The following is a 16,655-nucleotide window of genomic DNA, read 5'->3' on the forward strand; positions in this document are numbered from 1 at the left end:
GATCAAGCGCTGGACGCATGACGCCGACAGGCGCATATACAGGCAAGACCACCCCGGCCGGCCTGGATACGCGCCAGATCTCGTCAGGATTGCTCTTCCAGCGCGCAATCCTACTCTGACGGCCTCCTTGGCAGAGCCCAGCAGAGGCGTCCCATGTCAGAGACAACCGCCAACACGCATACCGGAATGGATCTGGCCGACACCCGTCGTCGCCTGAAGGCGATCTTCATGGGCTCGGTCGGCAATCTCGTCGAATGGTATGATTTCTACGCCTACACGGCCTTCGCACTTTATTTCGCGCCGCATTTTTTTCCGTCGCACGATCCGGTCGTCCAGCAGCTCAACGCCGCGACGCTGTTTGCCGCCGGCTTCATCGTCCGCCCGATCGGCGGATGGCTGTTCGGTCACATCGCCGACCGCTATGGCCGCCGGCTTTCGCTGACGATCTCGGTGCTGATGATGTGTTTCGGCTCGCTGATCATCGCGCTGACGCCGACCTATGCGACAATCGGATTTGCAGCGCCCGCGCTGCTCGCTCTCGCGCGGATCATCGAAGGCCTGAGCCTCGGCGGCGAGTACGGGGCAAGCGCGACCTATCTCACCGAGATCGCCGACCCGAACCATCGCGGGTTCTATTCGAGCTTTCAGTACGTCACGCTGATCGGCGGCCAGCTGACCGCCATCGTGGTACTGCTGCTGCTCCAGAACGTGTTCCTGACCCATGAACAGCTCGTCGCCTGGGGCTGGCGCATTCCTTTCGTGATCGGAGCCCTGCTCGCGATCACCGCGATGTTCATGCGCCGCCACATGCATGAGACGGAATCCTTCGTCGAAGCCAGCAAGACGAAGAAGCGCGAAAGCTCGCTGCGCGGGCTGCTGAAATACCCGCGCGAGGTTGCGATCGTGGTCGGCCTGACGGCCGGCGGCACCGCGGCCTTCTATACCTTCACCACCTATATGCAGACCTTCGTGAAGCAGACCGTCGGCCTGTCCGACATCACGACGACCTATGTCATCGCCGGTTCGCTGATCTTCGCCTCAATCCTGCAGCCGATCTATGGCGCCATCTCGGACAGGATCGGCCGCAAGCCGCTGCTGATCTTCTTCGGCGTTGCCGGCTCGCTGCTGACGGTGCCGATCCTGACGATGCTGTCCCAGACCAAGTCGCCCTGGATGGCGTTCCTGCTGATCTCCGGAGCCTGGATCTTCGTCGCCGGCTATACCTCGATCAACGCCGTGGTGAAGGCCGAACTGTTCCCGACCGCGATCCGCGCCACAGGCATCGCCGTGCCCTACGCCGTGACGGTCTCGATCTTTGGCGGCACGGCGCCTGCGATCGCGCTGTTCTTCAAGCAGCAGGGCCACGAGCAGTGGTTCTTCTACTACCTGGCGGGCGTGATCTTCCTGTCGCTGCTGGTCTACGCGACCATGCGCGACACCAAACATGAATCGGCGATGCACCGGCACGAGTGATCCACGGCGCCATTGCCCGCTGGACCGATGTCGTCCCGGACACGTAGCGCAAGCCGCGCTGATCCGGGACGATGCGAAGCCTTCAGGCCGCCTCGCCCCCGAGCCGCTTCAGCGCTTTGTCACGGCCGATGAGCGGCAGCAGTGCAGCCAGCTCCGGCCCGTGCTCGAGGCCGGTCAGCGCCTGGCGAAGCGGCATGAAGAGCCCCTTGCCCTTGGTGCCGGTCGCCGCGCCGACGGCCTGTGTCCAGCTCTTCCAGGTTGTCATATCGAAGGGCTCGGCCGGGAGCAGTGCGGCTGCGCTCGCCGCAAAGCCGGCATCGGTGATCACGGGCGTGATCGGGCCGCGAACGACCTGCCACCAGGCCTGCACCTCGGCAAGCTTCGCGAGATTGCCGCGCACCGCCAGCCAGAAGGGCTCGCCGGCCGCGATCCCAAGCTCCTGCAACCGGTGCGACACCGCGTCGAACGGCAGCTGATGCAGCGTGCGCGCGCTCAGTGCTTCAAGCTCATGCTCATCGAACTTGGCCGGTGCGCGCGAGACATGGGCGAGGTCGACGAGATCCGCGAGCTCATCCAGGCTCGCGACCGGCCTGACGGCGTCGGAGGAGCCGACCAGGACGGCCAATGCCGCGACGGCGAGCGCCTCCACCCCGGACTCGCGCAGGCCGCGCAGCGAGAGATGGCCGAGCCGCTTCGACAGCCCCTCCCCACTCGCCGTGGTCAGCAGGTTGTGGTGGCCGAATGCCGGAAGGCCAGCGCCCAGCGCCTCGAAGATCTGGATCTGGACCGCCGTGTTGGTGACATGGTCCTCGCCGCGAATGACATGGGTGACGCCGGTCTCGATATCGTCGACGACCGAAGGCAGCGTGTAGAGATAGCTGCCATCCTCGCGCACCAGCACCGGATCGGAGAGCGAGGCGCAGTCGACATGCGATGCGCCGCGCACGAGATCGTCCCAGGCGACCTCACGGGCCTCGAGCAGGAAGCGCCAATGCGGCTTGCGTCCTTCCGCCTCAAGCGCCGCCCGCTGCTCGGCCGTGAGCTTCAGCGCAGCGCGGTCGTAGATCGGCGGCAGGCCGCGAGCGAGCTGGCGCTTGCGGCGGCGATCCAGTTCGTCGGCGGTCTCGAAGCAGGGGTAAAGCCGCCCGGCAGCACGCAGCCTGTCGGCTGCCGCATCATAGATCGGGAGCCGCTCCGACTGGCGAATGACGAGATCGGGCTCGATGCCGAGCCAGCCGAGATCCCCTGAAATCGCATCCGCGAATTCGGGCTTCGAGCGCGCAAGATCGGTATCGTCGTAGCGCAGCAGGAAACGCCCGCCATTGCGGCGGGCATAGAGCCAGTTGAACAGCGCCGGACGGGCATTGCCGATATGGAGATAGCCGGTCGGCGACGGCGCGAAGCGAACGAGTGGCGTTGTCATGACGAGGCTTATGACGCCTTTGCGCGAGGCCGACAATCGGCTCAGAAATCGAAGCTCTCGCCCCCGGCCTTGCCGACGCCCTTGACCAGCGCGGCGTCCGGCCGATGCGCGGGTTCGCCGGGATCGCGGAAGCGATTGACGATCGGGTAGCGCCGGTCGCGGCCGAAATTCTTGCGCGTCACCTTCACGCCGGGCGCGGCCTGTCGGCGCTTGTACTCGGCGAGATAGAGCAGGCGTTCGACCTTCTTGACCGTCTCGAGATCGTGGCCACGGGCGACGATGTCGGCGAGACGCATCTCATGCTCGATCAGGCAGGCCAGGATATCGTCCAGCACGTCATAGGGCGGCAGCGAATCCTCGTCCTTCTGGTTCTCGCGCAGCTCGGCCGTCGGCGGCTTGACGATGATATTGTGCGGAATGACCTCGCCGTCCGGTCCGAGCGCACCGGCGGGCTTCCAGCGGTTGCGCAGCGCCGACATGCGAAAGACCTCGGTCTTGTAGAGGTCCTTGATCGGGTTGTAGCCGCCATTCATGTCGCCATAGAGCGTGGCATAGCCGCATGACATCTCGGATTTGTTGCCGGTGGTCACCACCATCGGCCCGAACTTGTTCGAGATCGACATCAGCAGCGTGCCGCGCACGCGGCTCTGCAGGTTCTCCTCGGTGACGCCGCGATTGGTTCCGGCGAAAAGGCCGGCGAGCGCCGCTTCGAAGCCCTCGACCGGCTCGGCAATCGGCACGATCTCGTAGCGGACGCCGAGCGCATCGGCGCAGCGCTTCGCATCGTCCAGGCTCTCCTGCGAGGTGAAGCGATAGGGCATCATCACGCAGCGGACCTTGTCAGCGCCGAGCGCATCGACCGCCATCGCCGCGCAGATCGCGGAATCGATGCCGCCGGAGAGGCCAAGCACCACGCCGGGAAAGCGGTTCTTCTCGACATAGTCGCGCAGGCCCAGCACGCAAGCCGCGTAATCAGCCTCGTCGCTGCTCTCGATCGGCGTGATCTCGCCCGGCAGGCAGCGCCAGGACCCGTTCTCGCGCACCCAATCGGTCAGGCGCAGCACTTCGCGAAACGCCGGGAGCTGGTGAGCAAAGGTCTTGTCCGCATTCAGCACGAAGGAGGCGCCCTCGAAGACGAGCTCGTCCTGGCCGCCGAGCTGGTTCAGATAGACCATCGGCAACCCGGCCTCGACGACGCGAGCGACCGCGACATTCAGGCGTTCCTCGGTGACGCCGCGCCGATAGGGCGAGCCATTGGGAACAAGCAGGATCTCGCCGCCGGTCTCGGCGATGCACTCCACGACCTCCTCGCCCCAGATATCCTCGCAGACCGGCAGGCCAAGGCGGATATGGTTGCGGAAGACGACAGGACCGGGCAGCGGGCCGGGTTCGAAGACGCGTTTCTCGTCGAATACACCGTAATTCGGCAGGTCGACCTTGAAGCGCACCGACTGGATCATCCCGGCGTCGAGCAGCGCGTAGGCGTTGTAGAGCTTGCCGTCCTCGAGCCAGGGCAACCCGACGAGCAGAGCTGGACCACCATCGGCGGTCTCGCGCGCCAGATCCTCGCAAGCCCTGCGACAGGCATCCTGGAAGGCGGGCTTCAGCACCAGATCTTCCGGCGGATAGGCCGACAGGAAGAGTTCCGTGAACATCACGAGATCGGCGCCGGCAGTTGCAGCGTCGCGCCGCGCAACGCGCACCATGTCGGCATTGCCGGCTACATCGCCGACGATGGGATTGAGCTGGGCCAGAGCCAGGCGGAACGAGGTCGCTGTCATGCTTCGGCTTTACCGCGCGGCGGCAGGGCCAGCAACGGGCGCGCGCCCTGCCCCGACCTGCATTTGTGCGTGATCGGCCCTTCGATCAACGCAAGGTCGAACGGAAATCGGCGGAATAGCGCAGCTCGCGCAGCGGACGCACGCGGCGTGTCGTTTCGTCATAGATCGGATGGGCCTTGTAGGCCGCCAGCGCCGCCTCATCGGCAAATTCGCCGTAGACGACGACATCGATGTCATTGCCCAGCGGATCGAGCTTGGCATTGGCCACGACCTCGAAGGCGAGCGAATGCGGGATATCGCCGAGCCGGGACAGAGACAGGCGGATCGTCTCGACATCCTCGCGCCGCTGCGCCGTGAAAAATACGATGTGGCGGATCATGCGCCCTCCCTCGCAGGCAGCCGGGAATCGCGCCGCCCTTTCGGGCCGATGTCTTCCCGACGGTGCGCAAAACGCAACCTGCGTTAACGCCGCATCGGCATCGATCCAGCCAAGCGCTTAATCTTGCTTGCCTCCGCTTCCCTCGGTCGCCGGAACAGCCGCGTACGAAAGCGGAATCGCGCGGCACGCTGAAAACTCCCTCTCGCCCTGTTCACCCCTCCGCGAGGTGGCGCCATGAGCAGGCGCGCGCCTCAACTGACCGCCAAACGGATTGCCGTGCTCAAAATCCTGGCTCCGCATCGCGGCGCGGAATATCTGGTGACCTGTGCCGAGATCGGCGCCAAGAGCGTCCCGTACGGCACCCGCAGCGGCTACCGTGAATGGGCCTGCTCGGGTTCACTGTCTCACCTCAAAGAAACGCCCCGCCGGAGCGAGACTGAAAATGCCACAGGTCGAAGACGTGGCCAGCCAGCTGTTCAGTAGCCATTCAAGTCGGGCAGCGCGATCATTCGCCATCCGACAGCCGACCCGGCGACTGCCTGGAACCGATCATCCGGGTTGATGACGGACGTTGCCATGAACCTCTCGCACTATCTGCTGCCGGTTGCCGCGCTCGCGATGATGACGGGATACGGGTTTGCGCAAACACCCGTACAGATGGGTCCGGATACAAAGCCGGCCATGACCTCCCCGGCACCCGCGGCGCCTGCCAAGAAGGCTACGGCGACCTCCTCCGACAGGACCGCCAAGTCAAAGGCGTGCTCTGTACAAGCCGATCAGAAGGGGCTTCACGGGAAGGCCAGGAAGAAGTTTCGCGACGAGTGCCAGAAGGCCTAGGCTCGATGAGATCGGGCGCCATCGTGGATGTCAGGTGGCGCCCTGGGGCCAATTTGTCAGCCGGCCGTCAGTTTGGCTTTCCTTCAGCGCCGCACTTACGGAGTGAGTAGACGCCCCGGTGGGCTTCGGAGACAGGTGGAACGGCATCACATAGCCCTCGTCCCGGTCGTCACAGACGATGGCATGAGTGACTTGCCGCCCTGTTCGGCATGTCGATTGGAATGGTCGAGCGCTACACCAAGCACATCGACCAAGAGGCTTCGGCGCGCAAGCCGCGGTCTGGAACGGAACGCTCAGAGAACAAGGACTGCAAACTTTCTATAGCCGATCTGAAAACTCCGGCGCGAAACGCCAAACAAACAGGGCCCGACAGAGATGAGCACGTTAACGCCGCATTAGGGTTACCAATGCATCAATACCGCCCAGAGCAGTGCGACAAAGGCCGGGTTGCGGCCCCTGCTCGGGGAGACCACGATGCGTATCCGCTCCATTGCGCCGGCCCTGGGCCTTGCCGCGCTCGGACTGTCCGTGGCCGCCATGCCGGCGGCTTCGGCCGACTATCCGGTGTTGCGCGGCTCGCAGATCGAAGATGCACCACCGCCGCCATCGGAGTATTTCTCGGGCGGGGTCAACTGGACGGGCTTCTATCTGGGCGGCGGCGCCGGGGTCTCGGAGACGAAATTCGAGCCCGGAACCGGCCTGCAGAACCTGGCCAATTTCGCCTTCCGGAACACGTTGCTTGGCGCCGAGAGCAATATGGGCTCGTTCGTCAACAACCTGCCGTCGAAGAGGGACAGCGGCGCAACGTATTTTGGCATGGCCGGCTATAACATTGCCTTTGGCGATGCCGTACTCGGCATCGAGGCCGACTATACCCGCTCCGACCAGAGCTACGGCATCAACGACTTCATTGCGCGCCGGACGATCACCTCGAACGGCACGGTAAATGACTGGTCCATGACGACCCGCCAGGGAGCGGTTCTGAACGACTACGCGACGGCGCGCATTCGCATGGGTTGGGCCTATGGCCGCATCATGCCCTTCGCGACATTCGGTGGCGCCGTCGGTCGCTTCGACACCGCATCGACGATCACAGCGACAAACTTCATCACCCAGGCGAATCCTGTCACCGGCGCCATCAACTCCGGCATGGCGGTTGGCTACCCGCTCACAGTCGGGGCCACCAAGAAGAACGTCTATGGCTACGGCCTCGCGGTCGGCGCCGGCGTTGACATGGCCTTGACCGACAACCTCTTCCTGCGCGGCGAATACCAGTTGATCCGCTTCGCGGACGTCGAAGGGACAACGACGACGGTCAACACGGCCCGCGTCGCCGCGGGCGTAAAATTCTGATCTGAAGACCCGGACTAATAGGAAAAGCCGCGGCTCACGCCGCGGCTTTCTTGTTTCTGCCAGGGTGACGCCTGCTTATTCCGCTGCCTCGGCCTCGGGCCGGGCCCGGCCCGAGCGCTCGCGCTTGACCAGTTCTGCAACCAGGAACGCCATCTCCAGCGCCTGCTCCGCATTGAGGCGCGGGTCGCAGAAGGTGTGGTAGCGGTCGTTCAGGTCGGCGTCGGTCATGCCGCGTGCACCACCCGTGCATTCCGTGACGTTCTTGCCGGTCATTTCCAGGTGCAGGCCGCCGGCATAGGTGCCTTCGGCCTGGTGCACGGCGAAGAAGTTCTTCACCTCGCTCAGGATCAGGTCGAAGGGCCGCGTCTTGTAGCCGCTCGCAGCCTTCACCGTGTTGCCGTGCATCGGATCACAGGACCAGACGACATTGCGCCCTTCCCGCTTGGTGGCGCGTACCAGGGCCGGCAGATGGTCGAAGACCTTGTCGGCGCCGAAGCGTGCGATCAGCGTCAGGCGTCCGGCCTGGTTCTGCGGATCGAGCGTGTCGATCAGCCTCATCAGGTTGTCCGGGGTCAGGGACGGGCCGCATTTCAGGCCGATCGGATTGCGGATGCCACGGAAGAACTCGACATGGGCATGGTCGAGCTGGCGGGTGCGGTCACCGATCCAGACCATATGGCCGGAGGTGTCGTACCAGTCGCCGGAGGTGGAATCGACGCGGGTCATCGCCTGCTCGTAGCCGAGCAGCAACGCCTCGTGGCTGGTGTAGAAATCCGTGCTCCGCATCTCGGGATGCGTCTCAGGATCGATGCCGATGGCGCGCATGAAATCGAGCGCCTCGGTGATGCGCCCCGCCACCTCCTGGTAGCGGCCCGACTGCGGACTGTCCTTGACGAAGCCGAGCATCCAGCGATGCGCATTGTCGAGATTGGCATAACCGCCGGTGGCGAAGGCGCGGATCAGGTTCAGCGTCGCCGCCGACTGGCGATAGGCCTCGAGCTGACGGCGCGGATCCGGAATCCGGGATTCTGCCGTGAACTCGTTGTCGTTGATGATATCGCCCTTGTAGCTCGGCAGCTCGACGCCACCGATCGTCTCGGTCGGGGTCGAGCGCGGCTTGGCGAACTGGCCAGCGACGCGGCCGACCTTCACCACCGGCGAGCCGCCGGCAAAGGTCAGGACGACCGCCATCTGCAGGAACAGGCGGAAGAAGTCGCGGATATTATCGGCCGAATGCTCGGCGAAGCTCTCGGCGCAGTCGCCGCCCTGGAGGAGGAAGGCCTCACCGGCGGCAACCTTGCTCAACGCCCGTTTGAGCTTGCGCGCCTCGCCTGCAAAAACGAGCGGCGGAAAGCCGGCGAGCTGCTGCTCAACCGCCTTCAAGGCTGCCTGGTCCGGATATTCCGGCATCTGCTGGACGGGCTTTGCCCTCCAGCTCTCGGGCGTCCACCGCTCGGACATCTCACTTGCTCCTGATGATAACATCTCACGCCCACCCCTCCCCACGGAAAGGCAGTGTGATCCCGGCGCTATACACCCGCACCGCAGCAAAGACCATAAAGCCGTTGACGGTTACGTATGCGCGAGCTGGGCGTCGCAGGGCGGAGCTGTTCCGGCGACTAGGACCGGGCCGCGTGAACGAGAGCGCCCAAGAGCACGGCAAGGGCATGCCCCTTCGTTCGCCTCTGCGTGTCGGCCGAGGAGTTCATCCCGTCGGCGATGCAAGCCGCCGGCTGCCGGGCATCGTTGTATTCGCCTCGACAGCTCCCTAACGTCACCTGCCAATCACAAGAACATCGGCAGGGAGAAACAAGGCATGGTCATTCGCGCGTTCGCGGTTGCTGCTTTCATGGTTGCCGCAGCATGGGCTGCACGGGCCGAGGAGCCCCTCGCGCTTCGCGGCATGGGCTCGTTCCATGTCGGCGGCAAGTTGGTCGAGATCTCGGGCCGTCCCGTGAAGGAGGTCACCTTCACCCCTGGCGGGGTACCGGCCAAGGTCGACCCCAACGGCACTTACCAGACCGGCCAGATGTATGTGCAGTATTACCTGCCGCAGAACGAGCGCGGTGCAGCGCCGCTGCTGTTCTGGCATGGCGGTGGCATGACCGGCGTGAACTGGGAGAGCACGCCGGATGGACGGCAAGGCTGGCTCGAATACTTCCTGCGCAAGGGCTGGGCCGTCTATAATTCCGATGCCGTCGAGCGCGGCCGTGCCGGCTGGGCCATGTATCCCGACGTCATCCCCGGCGAGCCGGTCTTCCTGACCACCGCGAACCCGTTCGAGCGCTTCCGTATCGGCGCTGGCGCAAATGCCTATGATAAAGACCCGGCCAAGCGGACATTCCTGGCCGGCAGCCAGTTCCCGCCCGATGGCTACGACAATTTCGTCAAGCAGATCGTGCCGCGCTGGACGTCGACGGACCAGATGATCATCGACGCCTATCTGGCCGAAGTCGACAAGATCTGCCCCTGTGTGATCGTGTTCCACAGCCAGGCCGGCCAGTTCGGCTTCAAGGTTGCCCAGGCCCGGCCCGACAAGATCAAGGCCCTGATCGCGGTGGAACCGGCAGGCCTCGGAGACCCCGCCAAGGCCGATGTTTTGAAGAACATCCCCGTCCTGATGATCTATGGCGATTACATCGAACAGGATGCGCGCTGGCCGACGATCCGCAAGAACGGCACCGAGTTCGGCGACAAGATCAGGGCGGCGGGCGGCTCAGTCGATGTCGTCAACCTCCCCAGCATCGGCATCAAGGGCAATTCCCATATGCTGATGATGGACAAGAACAATCTCGAGGTGGCGCAGGTCGTCCAGGATTGGCTCGTCCGGAAGGGACTGACCAAGTGATGCAAGGCGGCGCCCCAAGGGGCGCCGCCTTGCTGCTCAGTGGCGCGCCGTCCGCATCGTCACGAGTTCCTCGGCCGCGCTCGGATGCAGCGCGATGGTGCGGTCGAAATCGGCCTTGGTCGCTCCCATGGTGACGGCAATCGCCACCGCCTGGATGATCTCGCCCGCGTCATGGCCGATGATGTGGACACCCAGCATCCGGTCCGTTTTCGCGTCGACCACGAGCTTCATGTAGATGCGCTCGTGGCGGCCCGAGATCGTCGCCTTCATCGGCCGGAAACCGGCCTCGAAGACGCGCAGTTCGTAACCAGCGGCGATCGCCTGCTGCTCGGTCAGGCCGACCGTTCCGATCTCCGGTGTGGTGAATACTGCCGAGGCCACCACGTGATGGTCCATCGCCCAGGGCTTTCCGCCAAAGGTCGAGTCGGCGAAGGCGTGGCCCTCGCGAATGGCGACGGGCGTGAGATTGATGCGATTGGTGACATCGCCGACCGCGTGGATCGACGGCACGGTCGAGGCCGAATTCGCATCGACCATGACCTGACCGATGGGCCCGAGCTTGACGCCGGCGGTCTCCAGGCCGAGCCCCACCGTATTGGGACGACGGCCGGTCGCCACGAGAACCACGTCCGCATCGATCGGCTCGCCCGTGGCGCAATGGGCACGGCGCGTACCATCGGCCAATTGTTCGATGCGATCGATGGTGCAGCCCAGCCGCAACGTGATGCCCGCATGGACCAGCGCATCGCGGAGGCGCACGCGCAGATCCTCCTCGAAGCCGCGCAGGACATTGTCGCCGCGGTGCAGCACCGTCACCTCGACGCCGAGGCGGCGGAACACGCTGGCAAATTCGAGCGCGATATAACCGCCGCCCACCACCAGCATGCGCCGCGGCAGGCTCGGAAGATGAAAGATCTCGTTCGAGCTGATGCCGAGTTCGCCGCCAGGGATCGGCGGATCGAAGGCGGGGTAGCCTCCCGTCGCGACCAGGATGTGCCGGGCCCGGACGGTCTCGCCGGATTTCAGCAGGCGCACCGTGTTCGGCCCTTCGACCACAGCGCGCTCTTCGCGGATCGCGACCTTGGCGCCTTCAAGCCCCTTGCGGTAAAGGCCGGAGAGCCGGGTCACTTCGTTGGCAACGGCATCCCGCAAGGTCGGCCAGTCGAAGCTCGGTTTGTCGAGCGTCCAGCCGAAGCCGGCAGCATCCTCAAACTCGTCTGCAAAGCGGCTGGCATAGACGAAGAGCTTCTTCGGGACACAGCCGCGAATGACGCAGGTGCCGCCGATGCGGTCTTCCTCGGCGATCATGACGCGCGCCCCGTGACCGGCCGAGATCCGCGCCGCGCGCGTACCGCCGGAACCAGCGCCGATCACGAAAAGGTCGACATCGAAATCAGCCATGCTCTGCTCCTCGGCCGACATCTCGGCCCGACTCGAACCAAAGGGCGGCGGCAGCCAGGGCCGCGATCCACCAGCCCTGCCAGGCGCCATGTCCCACCGATGCCATGACGAAGGCTGCCGCAAAAAGTGCAAGCCGCGGGGCGCGTTCGCGCGCGGACAAGGCGCCAAGCCTCCGGAAGAACAACAGCCCAGCAACCAGCAGCAATGCGGCGCCGACGATGCCGGTTTCCGTCCAGAGCTGAATCGGCGCGCTATGCGGGTGTCCAACCGCCAGGAGCAAGCGACGTGGCGGCGAGACCTGTTCTGCGACCGGGTGCGTCTGGAGGGCCGAGGAGGAGCCGAAGCCAGAGCCGATGAACGGGCGGGCCGCGATCGCCTCCCCGAAGCTGAGCCAGATGTCGACGCGGTCACGTGAATGGGATTCGGCCGTCTGCTCATAGAGCGCGGGCGGCAGAAGCCGATCGACCAATTGTCCGATCACCGGCGCCAGCACCAGCGTCGCCGCAAAGCCAAGTGCCGTCGCAGCCAGTGTCAGGCGTGGAAGCAGGCGGGCCAGCAGCCAGGCAAGGACGAGAATGCCCAATCCAAGTTTCGCAGTGCCGCTATCGGAATAGAGAATGATGCCCGCAACCGCTGCGGCTACGCCCCCCGCCAGCAGACGATCGGCGACGCGTTTCGATCCGCCGCTCCAGAGCAAGTGCACAGCCGGAGCCAGGAGCACGAGGCAGGCGATGACCGGCCGGTTGAATATAAAGCTCATCTGTTTGCCGCCCAGGCCCAGCGTAATGCGCTGAGCGAGGCCATTCTGCAGCTCCAGGAAGATCAGGCCCGAGGCCAGTATCAGGCAAATGGCCAGGGCCCGCATCAGTGCCTGCTTCGGCCTGAACCAGGCACTCGCCGCGATCACCAGGGCAAAACCAAGAGGCAGCAGCAACTCCGCCCAGGCTGCAAAGCCGGATGCCGGCCGATGCGTCCACAGCAGCGAGACCAGGGCCCAGGCAAGGAAGGCCGTCAGTGCGAGGCCGATCGGGCTTCGCAAGCCTGCAAGGATGCGCCGCAACAGGGGGCCGACATCGCGGCCCGCAGCGGCAACGGCAGCGGCAGCGAATGCCGCTGCCGCCAGCCCGAGCATCAGCGGCGCGGACCGATTTGCCGCCCACATGACGAGCGGCAACGCGACCATGAGGATGCCGCCCAGCGCTGCGAGTCGAAGGGCCTGGCGCGACGGGGAAGGGTCGGTGATCACAGCGCGATCGACATCCCGCGAGTTGAAGTTCAAGCTCATGGTCATGCGATTACGCGATCGCACCAAGCCCGCCTAGCGTGAATTCCGCCGGCTCGCGTGCGTTGATGCGCAAAAGACCTTGACTTGAGATTATGCAATCAGGCGCAATTGACCGGCGGAGCGTCAAAGTGTCACTCGCGGAGCGCGGACACCAAAACAGTGCGGGAATCCGCAAGCGGAGGAACAACATGCTCAAATCCATTCTGTCGCGCGGGGCCGTGACGGCTCTGGCGCTCGCTGGCCTGACGACTGCCGCATTTGCGCAGCTCGAACTCAAGATCATGGCTCCGGCCGCGCCGGGTGGTGGCTGGGACGGAACCGCCCGCTCGATGCAGCAGGCGCTGACCGCGTCCGGCATCGCCAAGAGCGTGCAGGTCAACAACGTCAACGGCGCGGGCGGCACGATCGGCCTTGCGCAGTTCGTGAACGGCGCCAAGGGCGACGGCTCGCAGCTGATGGTCAACGGCTTCGTCATGGTCGGCGCCATCCTCCTGAACAAGTCGCCGGTCAATCTCAGCCAGGTGACGCCGATCGCCCGCCTGACCGCCGAGGCTCAGGTCATCGTCGTTCCCGCGGATTCGCCGATCAAGACCGCCAAGGACCTCGCTGACCGCGTCAAGGCCGACCCGGCCAAGGTGACCTGGGCTGGCGGCTCGGCCGGCGGCGTCGACCACATCATGGCTGCCCTCTTCGCCGGCGCTGTCGGCGGCGATGCCACGAAGATCAACTACATCCCCTTCTCCGGCGGTGGCGAGGCCCTGGCCGCGCTGCTCGGCGGGCGCGTCACGGCCGGCATCTCGGGCTATGGCGAGTTCGAGGGTCAGATCAAGGCTGGCAAGCTGCGCGTCGTCGGCGTGAGCTCCGGCACCCGGCTCCCCAACGCCCCCGATGCTCCGACCCTGAAGGAGGGCGGCGTCAATCTCGAGGTGCTAAACTGGCGTTCGGTCGTCGCCCCTCCCGGCATCACCGCCGAGCAGCGCAAGGTGCTGGCCGATGCCATGGAGAAGATGGCCAAGTCGAAGGAATGGGCCGAGATCCTCAAGGCTCGCGGCTGGGATGACGCCTATCTCGGCGGCGCCGAGTTCGAAGCCTTCCTGAAGGCCGAAGATGCCCGCGTCGGCAAGGTCCTCCGTGACGTCGGCCTTGTGAAGTAACGCCACAGGCGACTGACGAACATAGGCATGGGCGGGCGGTGCCATCACCGCCCGCCCATTCTCTCCTGCCAGTTATCTCTGGCAGTCGCCGCTTTGCCATCAGCTGGGCGCACCGGTTCTGGTCCGCGTCAAACCAGGTAAGGAACGACATGGCCTCCACCTCCTCGGCCAAGGGCGCCGACATCCCCGCCCTCGTCGTCGCAGCTCTGCTGCTGATCCCGGCGGCTCTCGTCGCCTATGACGCGAAATCGCAGACGATCGTCTCGACCTATGGCGTCGGCCCGACGGCGATGCCCTACGTGGTCAGCGCCGTCCTTGGCGTGCTGGGCCTGTGCCATCTCGTCGTCGCGTTCCGGGAGGGACTGCCCAAGCCCGAGGCGGTCGACAGCACCGCGGTGCTCTGGCTGACGGGCGGATTGATCGGCCTGATCGCCTGCATCGGGCTCGGCGGCGGCTTCATCATTGCGACGGCCATCGTCTTCTCCGCGACCGCGCGCTCCTTCGGCCGTCAGGCACTGGCCGTCGATTTCGGCATCGGCCTCGTGCTCGGGCTTGCCATCTTCCTGATGTTCTCCAAGCTGCTGCAGCTGACGCTGCCGTCCGGTCCGCTTGAAAAGCTGTTCTGAGGAGCCGGGACAATGGACACATTCAACGCACTGATGCACGGCTTCGCCGTCGCGATCGAGCCGTCGAAACTGCTCTTCGCGCTGGTCGGCGTCTTCCTCGGCACCGCAGTCGGCGTCCTGCCGGGCATCGGCCCGGCGCTGACGGTGGCACTGCTCCTGCCGGTGACCTTCAAGCTCGATCCCGCCGGCTCGCTGATCATGTTCGCCGGCATCTATTACGGCGGCATGTATGGCGGTTCGACCACTGCGATCCTGATCAACGCGCCAGGAGAGAGTGCCTCGCTCGCAACCGCGCTCGAAGGTTCCAAGATGGCCAAGGCCGGCCGCGGCGGCCCGGCACTGGCAACCTCCGCGATCGGCTCCTTCGTCGCCGGCACCATCGCGACGCTGGGCCTCGCCTTCCTCGCGCCATGGCTGGTGGAGGTCGCGGTCAAGTTCGGGCCGTGGGACTATTTCGCGCTGATGATCCTCGCCTTCGTCACGGTATCGGCGACCTTCGGCGATTCACCTCTGCGCGGGATCACCAGCCTCGCCATCGGCGTCACGCTCGGCCTGATCGGCATCGACCGCCTGACCGGACAGGCGCGCCTGACCTTCGGCGTGCCGGAACTGCTCGACGGCGTCGAGGTGACGACGCTGGCCGTCGGCCTGTTTGCGGTCGGCGAGGCGCTCTATGTCGCCTCCAAGCGCTTCCGGGACCCGGAGGAGATCGTCCCGATCAAGGGCTCGCTCTGGATGACCAAGGAGGACTGGAAGCGCTCGTGGGCGCCATGGCTGCGCGGGACCGCCTTCGGCTTCCCGATCGGCGCGCTGCCCGCTGGCKGCGCAGAGGTGCCGACCTTCCTGTCCTATTCGACCGAGAAGAAGCTCTGCAAATATCCCGGCGAGTTCGGCAAGGGCGCGATTGAAGGCGTCGCCGGCCCGGAAGCCGCCAACAATGCCTCGGCGGCGGGCACGCTGGTGCCGCTGCTGACGCTCGGCCTGCCGACCTCGGCGACGGCCGCGATCATGCTGGCTGGCTTCCAGCAATACGGGCTCAACCCTGGCCCGCTGCTCTTCGCCGAGCGCCCCGATCTCGTCTGGGGCCTGATCGCATCGCTCTTCATCGCCAACACGATGCTGGTGATCATCAACCTGCCGCTGATCGGGCTCTGGGTCAGGCTTCTGGCGATCCCCCAGCCCTGGCTCTATGCCGGCATCCTGGTCTTCGCGGCGATGGGCACGCTCGCGGTCAAGGCCTCGGTGGTCGAACTCTCGATGCTCTTCGTCTTCGGCTTCCTCGGCTTTCTGATGCGCCGCTACGACTATCCGGTCGCTCCGATGGTGGTCGGGCTCATCCTCGGCCCGATGGCGGAGGCGCAGTTGCGCCGCGCGCTCCAGATCAGCCTCGGCGACCCGATGATCCTGCTCGAGAACCCTGGCTCCGCGATCCTGCTCGGCCTGGCCTTCATCGGGCTCGTCGCGCCCTTCGTGATGAGCGGGCTGAACAGGTTCAAGGCTTCCGAAGACTAGAGCGGATCGACATTCAGCGTAGCCATATCATTGCTGCGGCGAGGTGGACGAAGCCTGTGAAGTGGATGGTTCTGCGGTCGTAGCGTGTGGCGAAGCGGCGGAAGTGCTTGAGGCGATTGAAGCATCGCTCGATCCGGTTGCGGTGTTTGTAGATCTCGCCGTCGTGAGGGATGAAGACCTTGCGGTTGCGCTTGGACGGGATCACCGCCTGTGCCTTCATTGCGGCAATCTGGTTGCGCAAATCGTTGCTGTCATAGGCTTTGTCGGCCAGCACCGCATCGGCTTCCTGACCTGCGAGGAGATCGGGAGCGGCTGTGATGTCGCTGGCCTGGCCGGGCGTGATGCGCAACCGCAAGGGCCGACCGAGCCTGTCGGCRAGCATGTGGACCTTGGTGGTCAGTCCCCCTCTGGAACGCCCCAGCGCCTGGTCCTTGGCCCCCCTTTATGGAATGGCCCGCCCCTCTCCTCCATGCTGATCGGGTCGCAACAGGAGGGTGGCATGAAGGACATTCAGATTCTTGGTGTCGATTTGGGCAAGAACAGCTGCAGCGTGGTTGGTCTGGATCAGGCTGGGCGGGTTCTA

Annotated in this window: 13 protein-coding genes and 1 pseudogene; 7 read left to right on the forward strand and 7 right to left on the reverse strand. The window is 65.1% G+C overall.

Annotated elements, in window-relative coordinates:
• Positions 1-153: 153 nt before the first annotated feature.
• Positions 154-1,473, forward strand: a complete 1,320-nt coding sequence (locus tag AB4118_RS29420; RefSeq protein WP_441493088.1) for an MFS transporter — start codon at positions 154-156, stop codon at positions 1,471-1,473.
• An 82-nt stretch (positions 1,474-1,555) separates the two neighbouring features.
• On the opposite strand, the gene gltX is transcribed toward AB4118_RS29420, so the two are convergent.
• The 3 genes from gltX to AB4118_RS29435 all read right to left on the reverse strand — a co-directional run bounded on the left by gltX (position 1,556) and on the right by AB4118_RS29435 (position 5,056).
• On the reverse strand, positions 1,556-2,896 hold the full coding sequence (gltX, locus tag AB4118_RS29425; protein WP_441493089.1) for a glutamate--tRNA ligase: 1,341 nt from the start codon (positions 2,894-2,896) through the stop codon (positions 1,556-1,558).
• A 41-nt stretch (positions 2,897-2,937) separates the two neighbouring features.
• A complete protein-coding gene (locus tag AB4118_RS29430) occupies positions 2,938-4,677 on the reverse strand; it encodes an NAD+ synthase (RefSeq protein WP_441493090.1) in 1,740 nt (579 codons plus the stop codon).
• A gap of 85 nt (positions 4,678-4,762) precedes the next feature.
• Positions 4,763-5,056: a Dabb family protein gene (locus tag AB4118_RS29435; RefSeq protein ID WP_441493091.1), complete on the reverse strand. Its 294-nt coding sequence runs from the start codon at positions 5,054-5,056 to the stop codon at positions 4,763-4,765.
• Positions 5,057-5,632: 576 nt separating this feature from the next.
• Between AB4118_RS29435 and AB4118_RS29440 the strand changes: the two genes are divergently transcribed.
• Positions 5,633-5,893 (forward strand): PsiF family protein, encoded by a 261-nt coding sequence (locus tag AB4118_RS29440; RefSeq protein ID WP_441493092.1) that lies wholly within the window; start codon positions 5,633-5,635, stop codon positions 5,891-5,893.
• Between the two features lie 474 nt (positions 5,894-6,367).
• On the forward strand, positions 6,368-7,246 hold the full coding sequence (locus tag AB4118_RS29445; protein ID WP_441493093.1) for an outer membrane protein: 879 nt from the start codon (positions 6,368-6,370) through the stop codon (positions 7,244-7,246).
• Between the two features lie 75 nt (positions 7,247-7,321).
• Here the strand turns inward: AB4118_RS29445 and AB4118_RS29450 are convergent, their stop codons facing one another.
• Positions 7,322-8,707, reverse strand: a complete 1,386-nt coding sequence (locus AB4118_RS29450) for a class II 3-deoxy-7-phosphoheptulonate synthase (protein ID WP_113512887.1) — start codon at positions 8,705-8,707, stop codon at positions 7,322-7,324.
• A gap of 355 nt (positions 8,708-9,062) precedes the next feature.
• On the opposite strand from AB4118_RS29450, the gene AB4118_RS29455 reads away from it, so the two are divergent.
• Complete coding sequence (locus tag AB4118_RS29455; RefSeq protein WP_441493094.1) at positions 9,063-10,094, forward strand: alpha/beta hydrolase; 1,032 nt, start codon at positions 9,063-9,065, stop codon at positions 10,092-10,094.
• Positions 10,095-10,130: 36 nt separating this feature from the next.
• On the opposite strand, the gene gor is transcribed toward AB4118_RS29455, so the two are convergent.
• Together gor and AB4118_RS29465 are read right to left on the reverse strand one after the other, a co-directional pair.
• The gene (gene gor, locus AB4118_RS29460; RefSeq protein ID WP_441493095.1) at positions 10,131-11,495 is read right to left on the reverse strand and encodes a glutathione-disulfide reductase; all 1,365 of its coding nucleotides are present in this window, start codon (positions 11,493-11,495) and stop codon (positions 10,131-10,133) included.
• The gene (locus AB4118_RS29465) at positions 11,488-12,786 is read right to left on the reverse strand and encodes an O-antigen ligase family protein (protein ID WP_441493096.1); all 1,299 of its coding nucleotides are present in this window, start codon (positions 12,784-12,786) and stop codon (positions 11,488-11,490) included. Before AB4118_RS29465 ends, gor begins: the two co-directional genes overlap by 8 nt.
• A 182-nt stretch (positions 12,787-12,968) precedes the next feature.
• Here AB4118_RS29465 and AB4118_RS29470 point away from each other — a divergent pair, with 182 nt between their 5' ends.
• From AB4118_RS29470 to AB4118_RS29480, 3 genes are all read left to right on the forward strand, one after another.
• Positions 12,969-13,934, forward strand: coding sequence for a Bug family tripartite tricarboxylate transporter substrate binding protein (locus AB4118_RS29470; RefSeq protein ID WP_441480839.1), 966 nt, complete (start codon positions 12,969-12,971; stop codon positions 13,932-13,934).
• A 149-nt stretch (positions 13,935-14,083) separates the two neighbouring features.
• The gene (locus AB4118_RS29475; protein WP_441493097.1) at positions 14,084-14,560 is read left to right on the forward strand and encodes a tripartite tricarboxylate transporter TctB family protein; all 477 of its coding nucleotides are present in this window, start codon (positions 14,084-14,086) and stop codon (positions 14,558-14,560) included.
• 12 nt (positions 14,561-14,572) lie between these two features.
• Positions 14,573-16,072 carry a tripartite tricarboxylate transporter permease gene (locus AB4118_RS29480; RefSeq protein ID WP_441493098.1) on the forward strand — a complete coding sequence of 500 codons (1,500 nt, stop codon included), beginning with the start codon at positions 14,573-14,575 and terminating at the stop codon, positions 16,070-16,072.
• A gap of 13 nt (positions 16,073-16,085) precedes the next feature.
• Here the strand turns inward: AB4118_RS29480 and AB4118_RS29485 are convergent.
• Positions 16,086-16,496: pseudogene (locus AB4118_RS29485) on the reverse strand (IS5 family transposase); the annotation flags it as partial.
• Positions 16,497-16,655: the final 159 nt, after the last annotated feature.

The organism is Allobosea sp. 2RAB26 (genome assembly GCF_052115465.1).
GTDB lineage: Bacteria > Pseudomonadota > Alphaproteobacteria > Rhizobiales > Beijerinckiaceae > Allobosea.

Bases quoted from the DNA above. Each gene is read 5' to 3' on its own strand.
- AB4118_RS29465 (WP_441493096.1), bottom strand. From the start codon at position 12,786: ATGACCATGAGCTTGAACTTCAACTCGCGGGATGTCGATCGCGCTGTG.
- AB4118_RS29430 (WP_441493090.1), bottom strand. From the start codon at position 4,677: ATGACAGCGACCTCGTTCCGCCTGGCTCTGGCCCAGCTCAATCCCATC.
- AB4118_RS29420 (WP_441493088.1), top strand. From the start codon at position 154: ATGTCAGAGACAACCGCCAACACGCATACCGGAATGGATCTGGCCGAC.
- AB4118_RS29455 (WP_441493094.1), top strand. From the start codon at position 9,063: ATGGTCATTCGCGCGTTCGCGGTTGCTGCTTTCATGGTTGCCGCAGCA.
- gor (WP_441493095.1), bottom strand. From the start codon at position 11,495: ATGGCTGATTTCGATGTCGACCTTTTCGTGATCGGCGCTGGTTCCGGC.
- gltX (WP_441493089.1), bottom strand. From the start codon at position 2,896: ATGACAACGCCACTCGTTCGCTTCGCGCCGTCGCCGACCGGCTATCTC.
- AB4118_RS29435 (WP_441493091.1), bottom strand. From the start codon at position 5,056: ATGATCCGCCACATCGTATTTTTCACGGCGCAGCGGCGCGAGGATGTC.
- AB4118_RS29440 (WP_441493092.1), top strand. From the start codon at position 5,633: ATGAACCTCTCGCACTATCTGCTGCCGGTTGCCGCGCTCGCGATGATG.
- AB4118_RS29470 (WP_441480839.1), top strand. From the start codon at position 12,969: ATGCTCAAATCCATTCTGTCGCGCGGGGCCGTGACGGCTCTGGCGCTC.
- AB4118_RS29475 (WP_441493097.1), top strand. From the start codon at position 14,084: ATGGCCTCCACCTCCTCGGCCAAGGGCGCCGACATCCCCGCCCTCGTC.
- AB4118_RS29445 (WP_441493093.1), top strand. From the start codon at position 6,368: ATGCGTATCCGCTCCATTGCGCCGGCCCTGGGCCTTGCCGCGCTCGGA.
- AB4118_RS29450 (WP_113512887.1), bottom strand. From the start codon at position 8,707: ATGTCCGAGCGGTGGACGCCCGAGAGCTGGAGGGCAAAGCCCGTCCAG.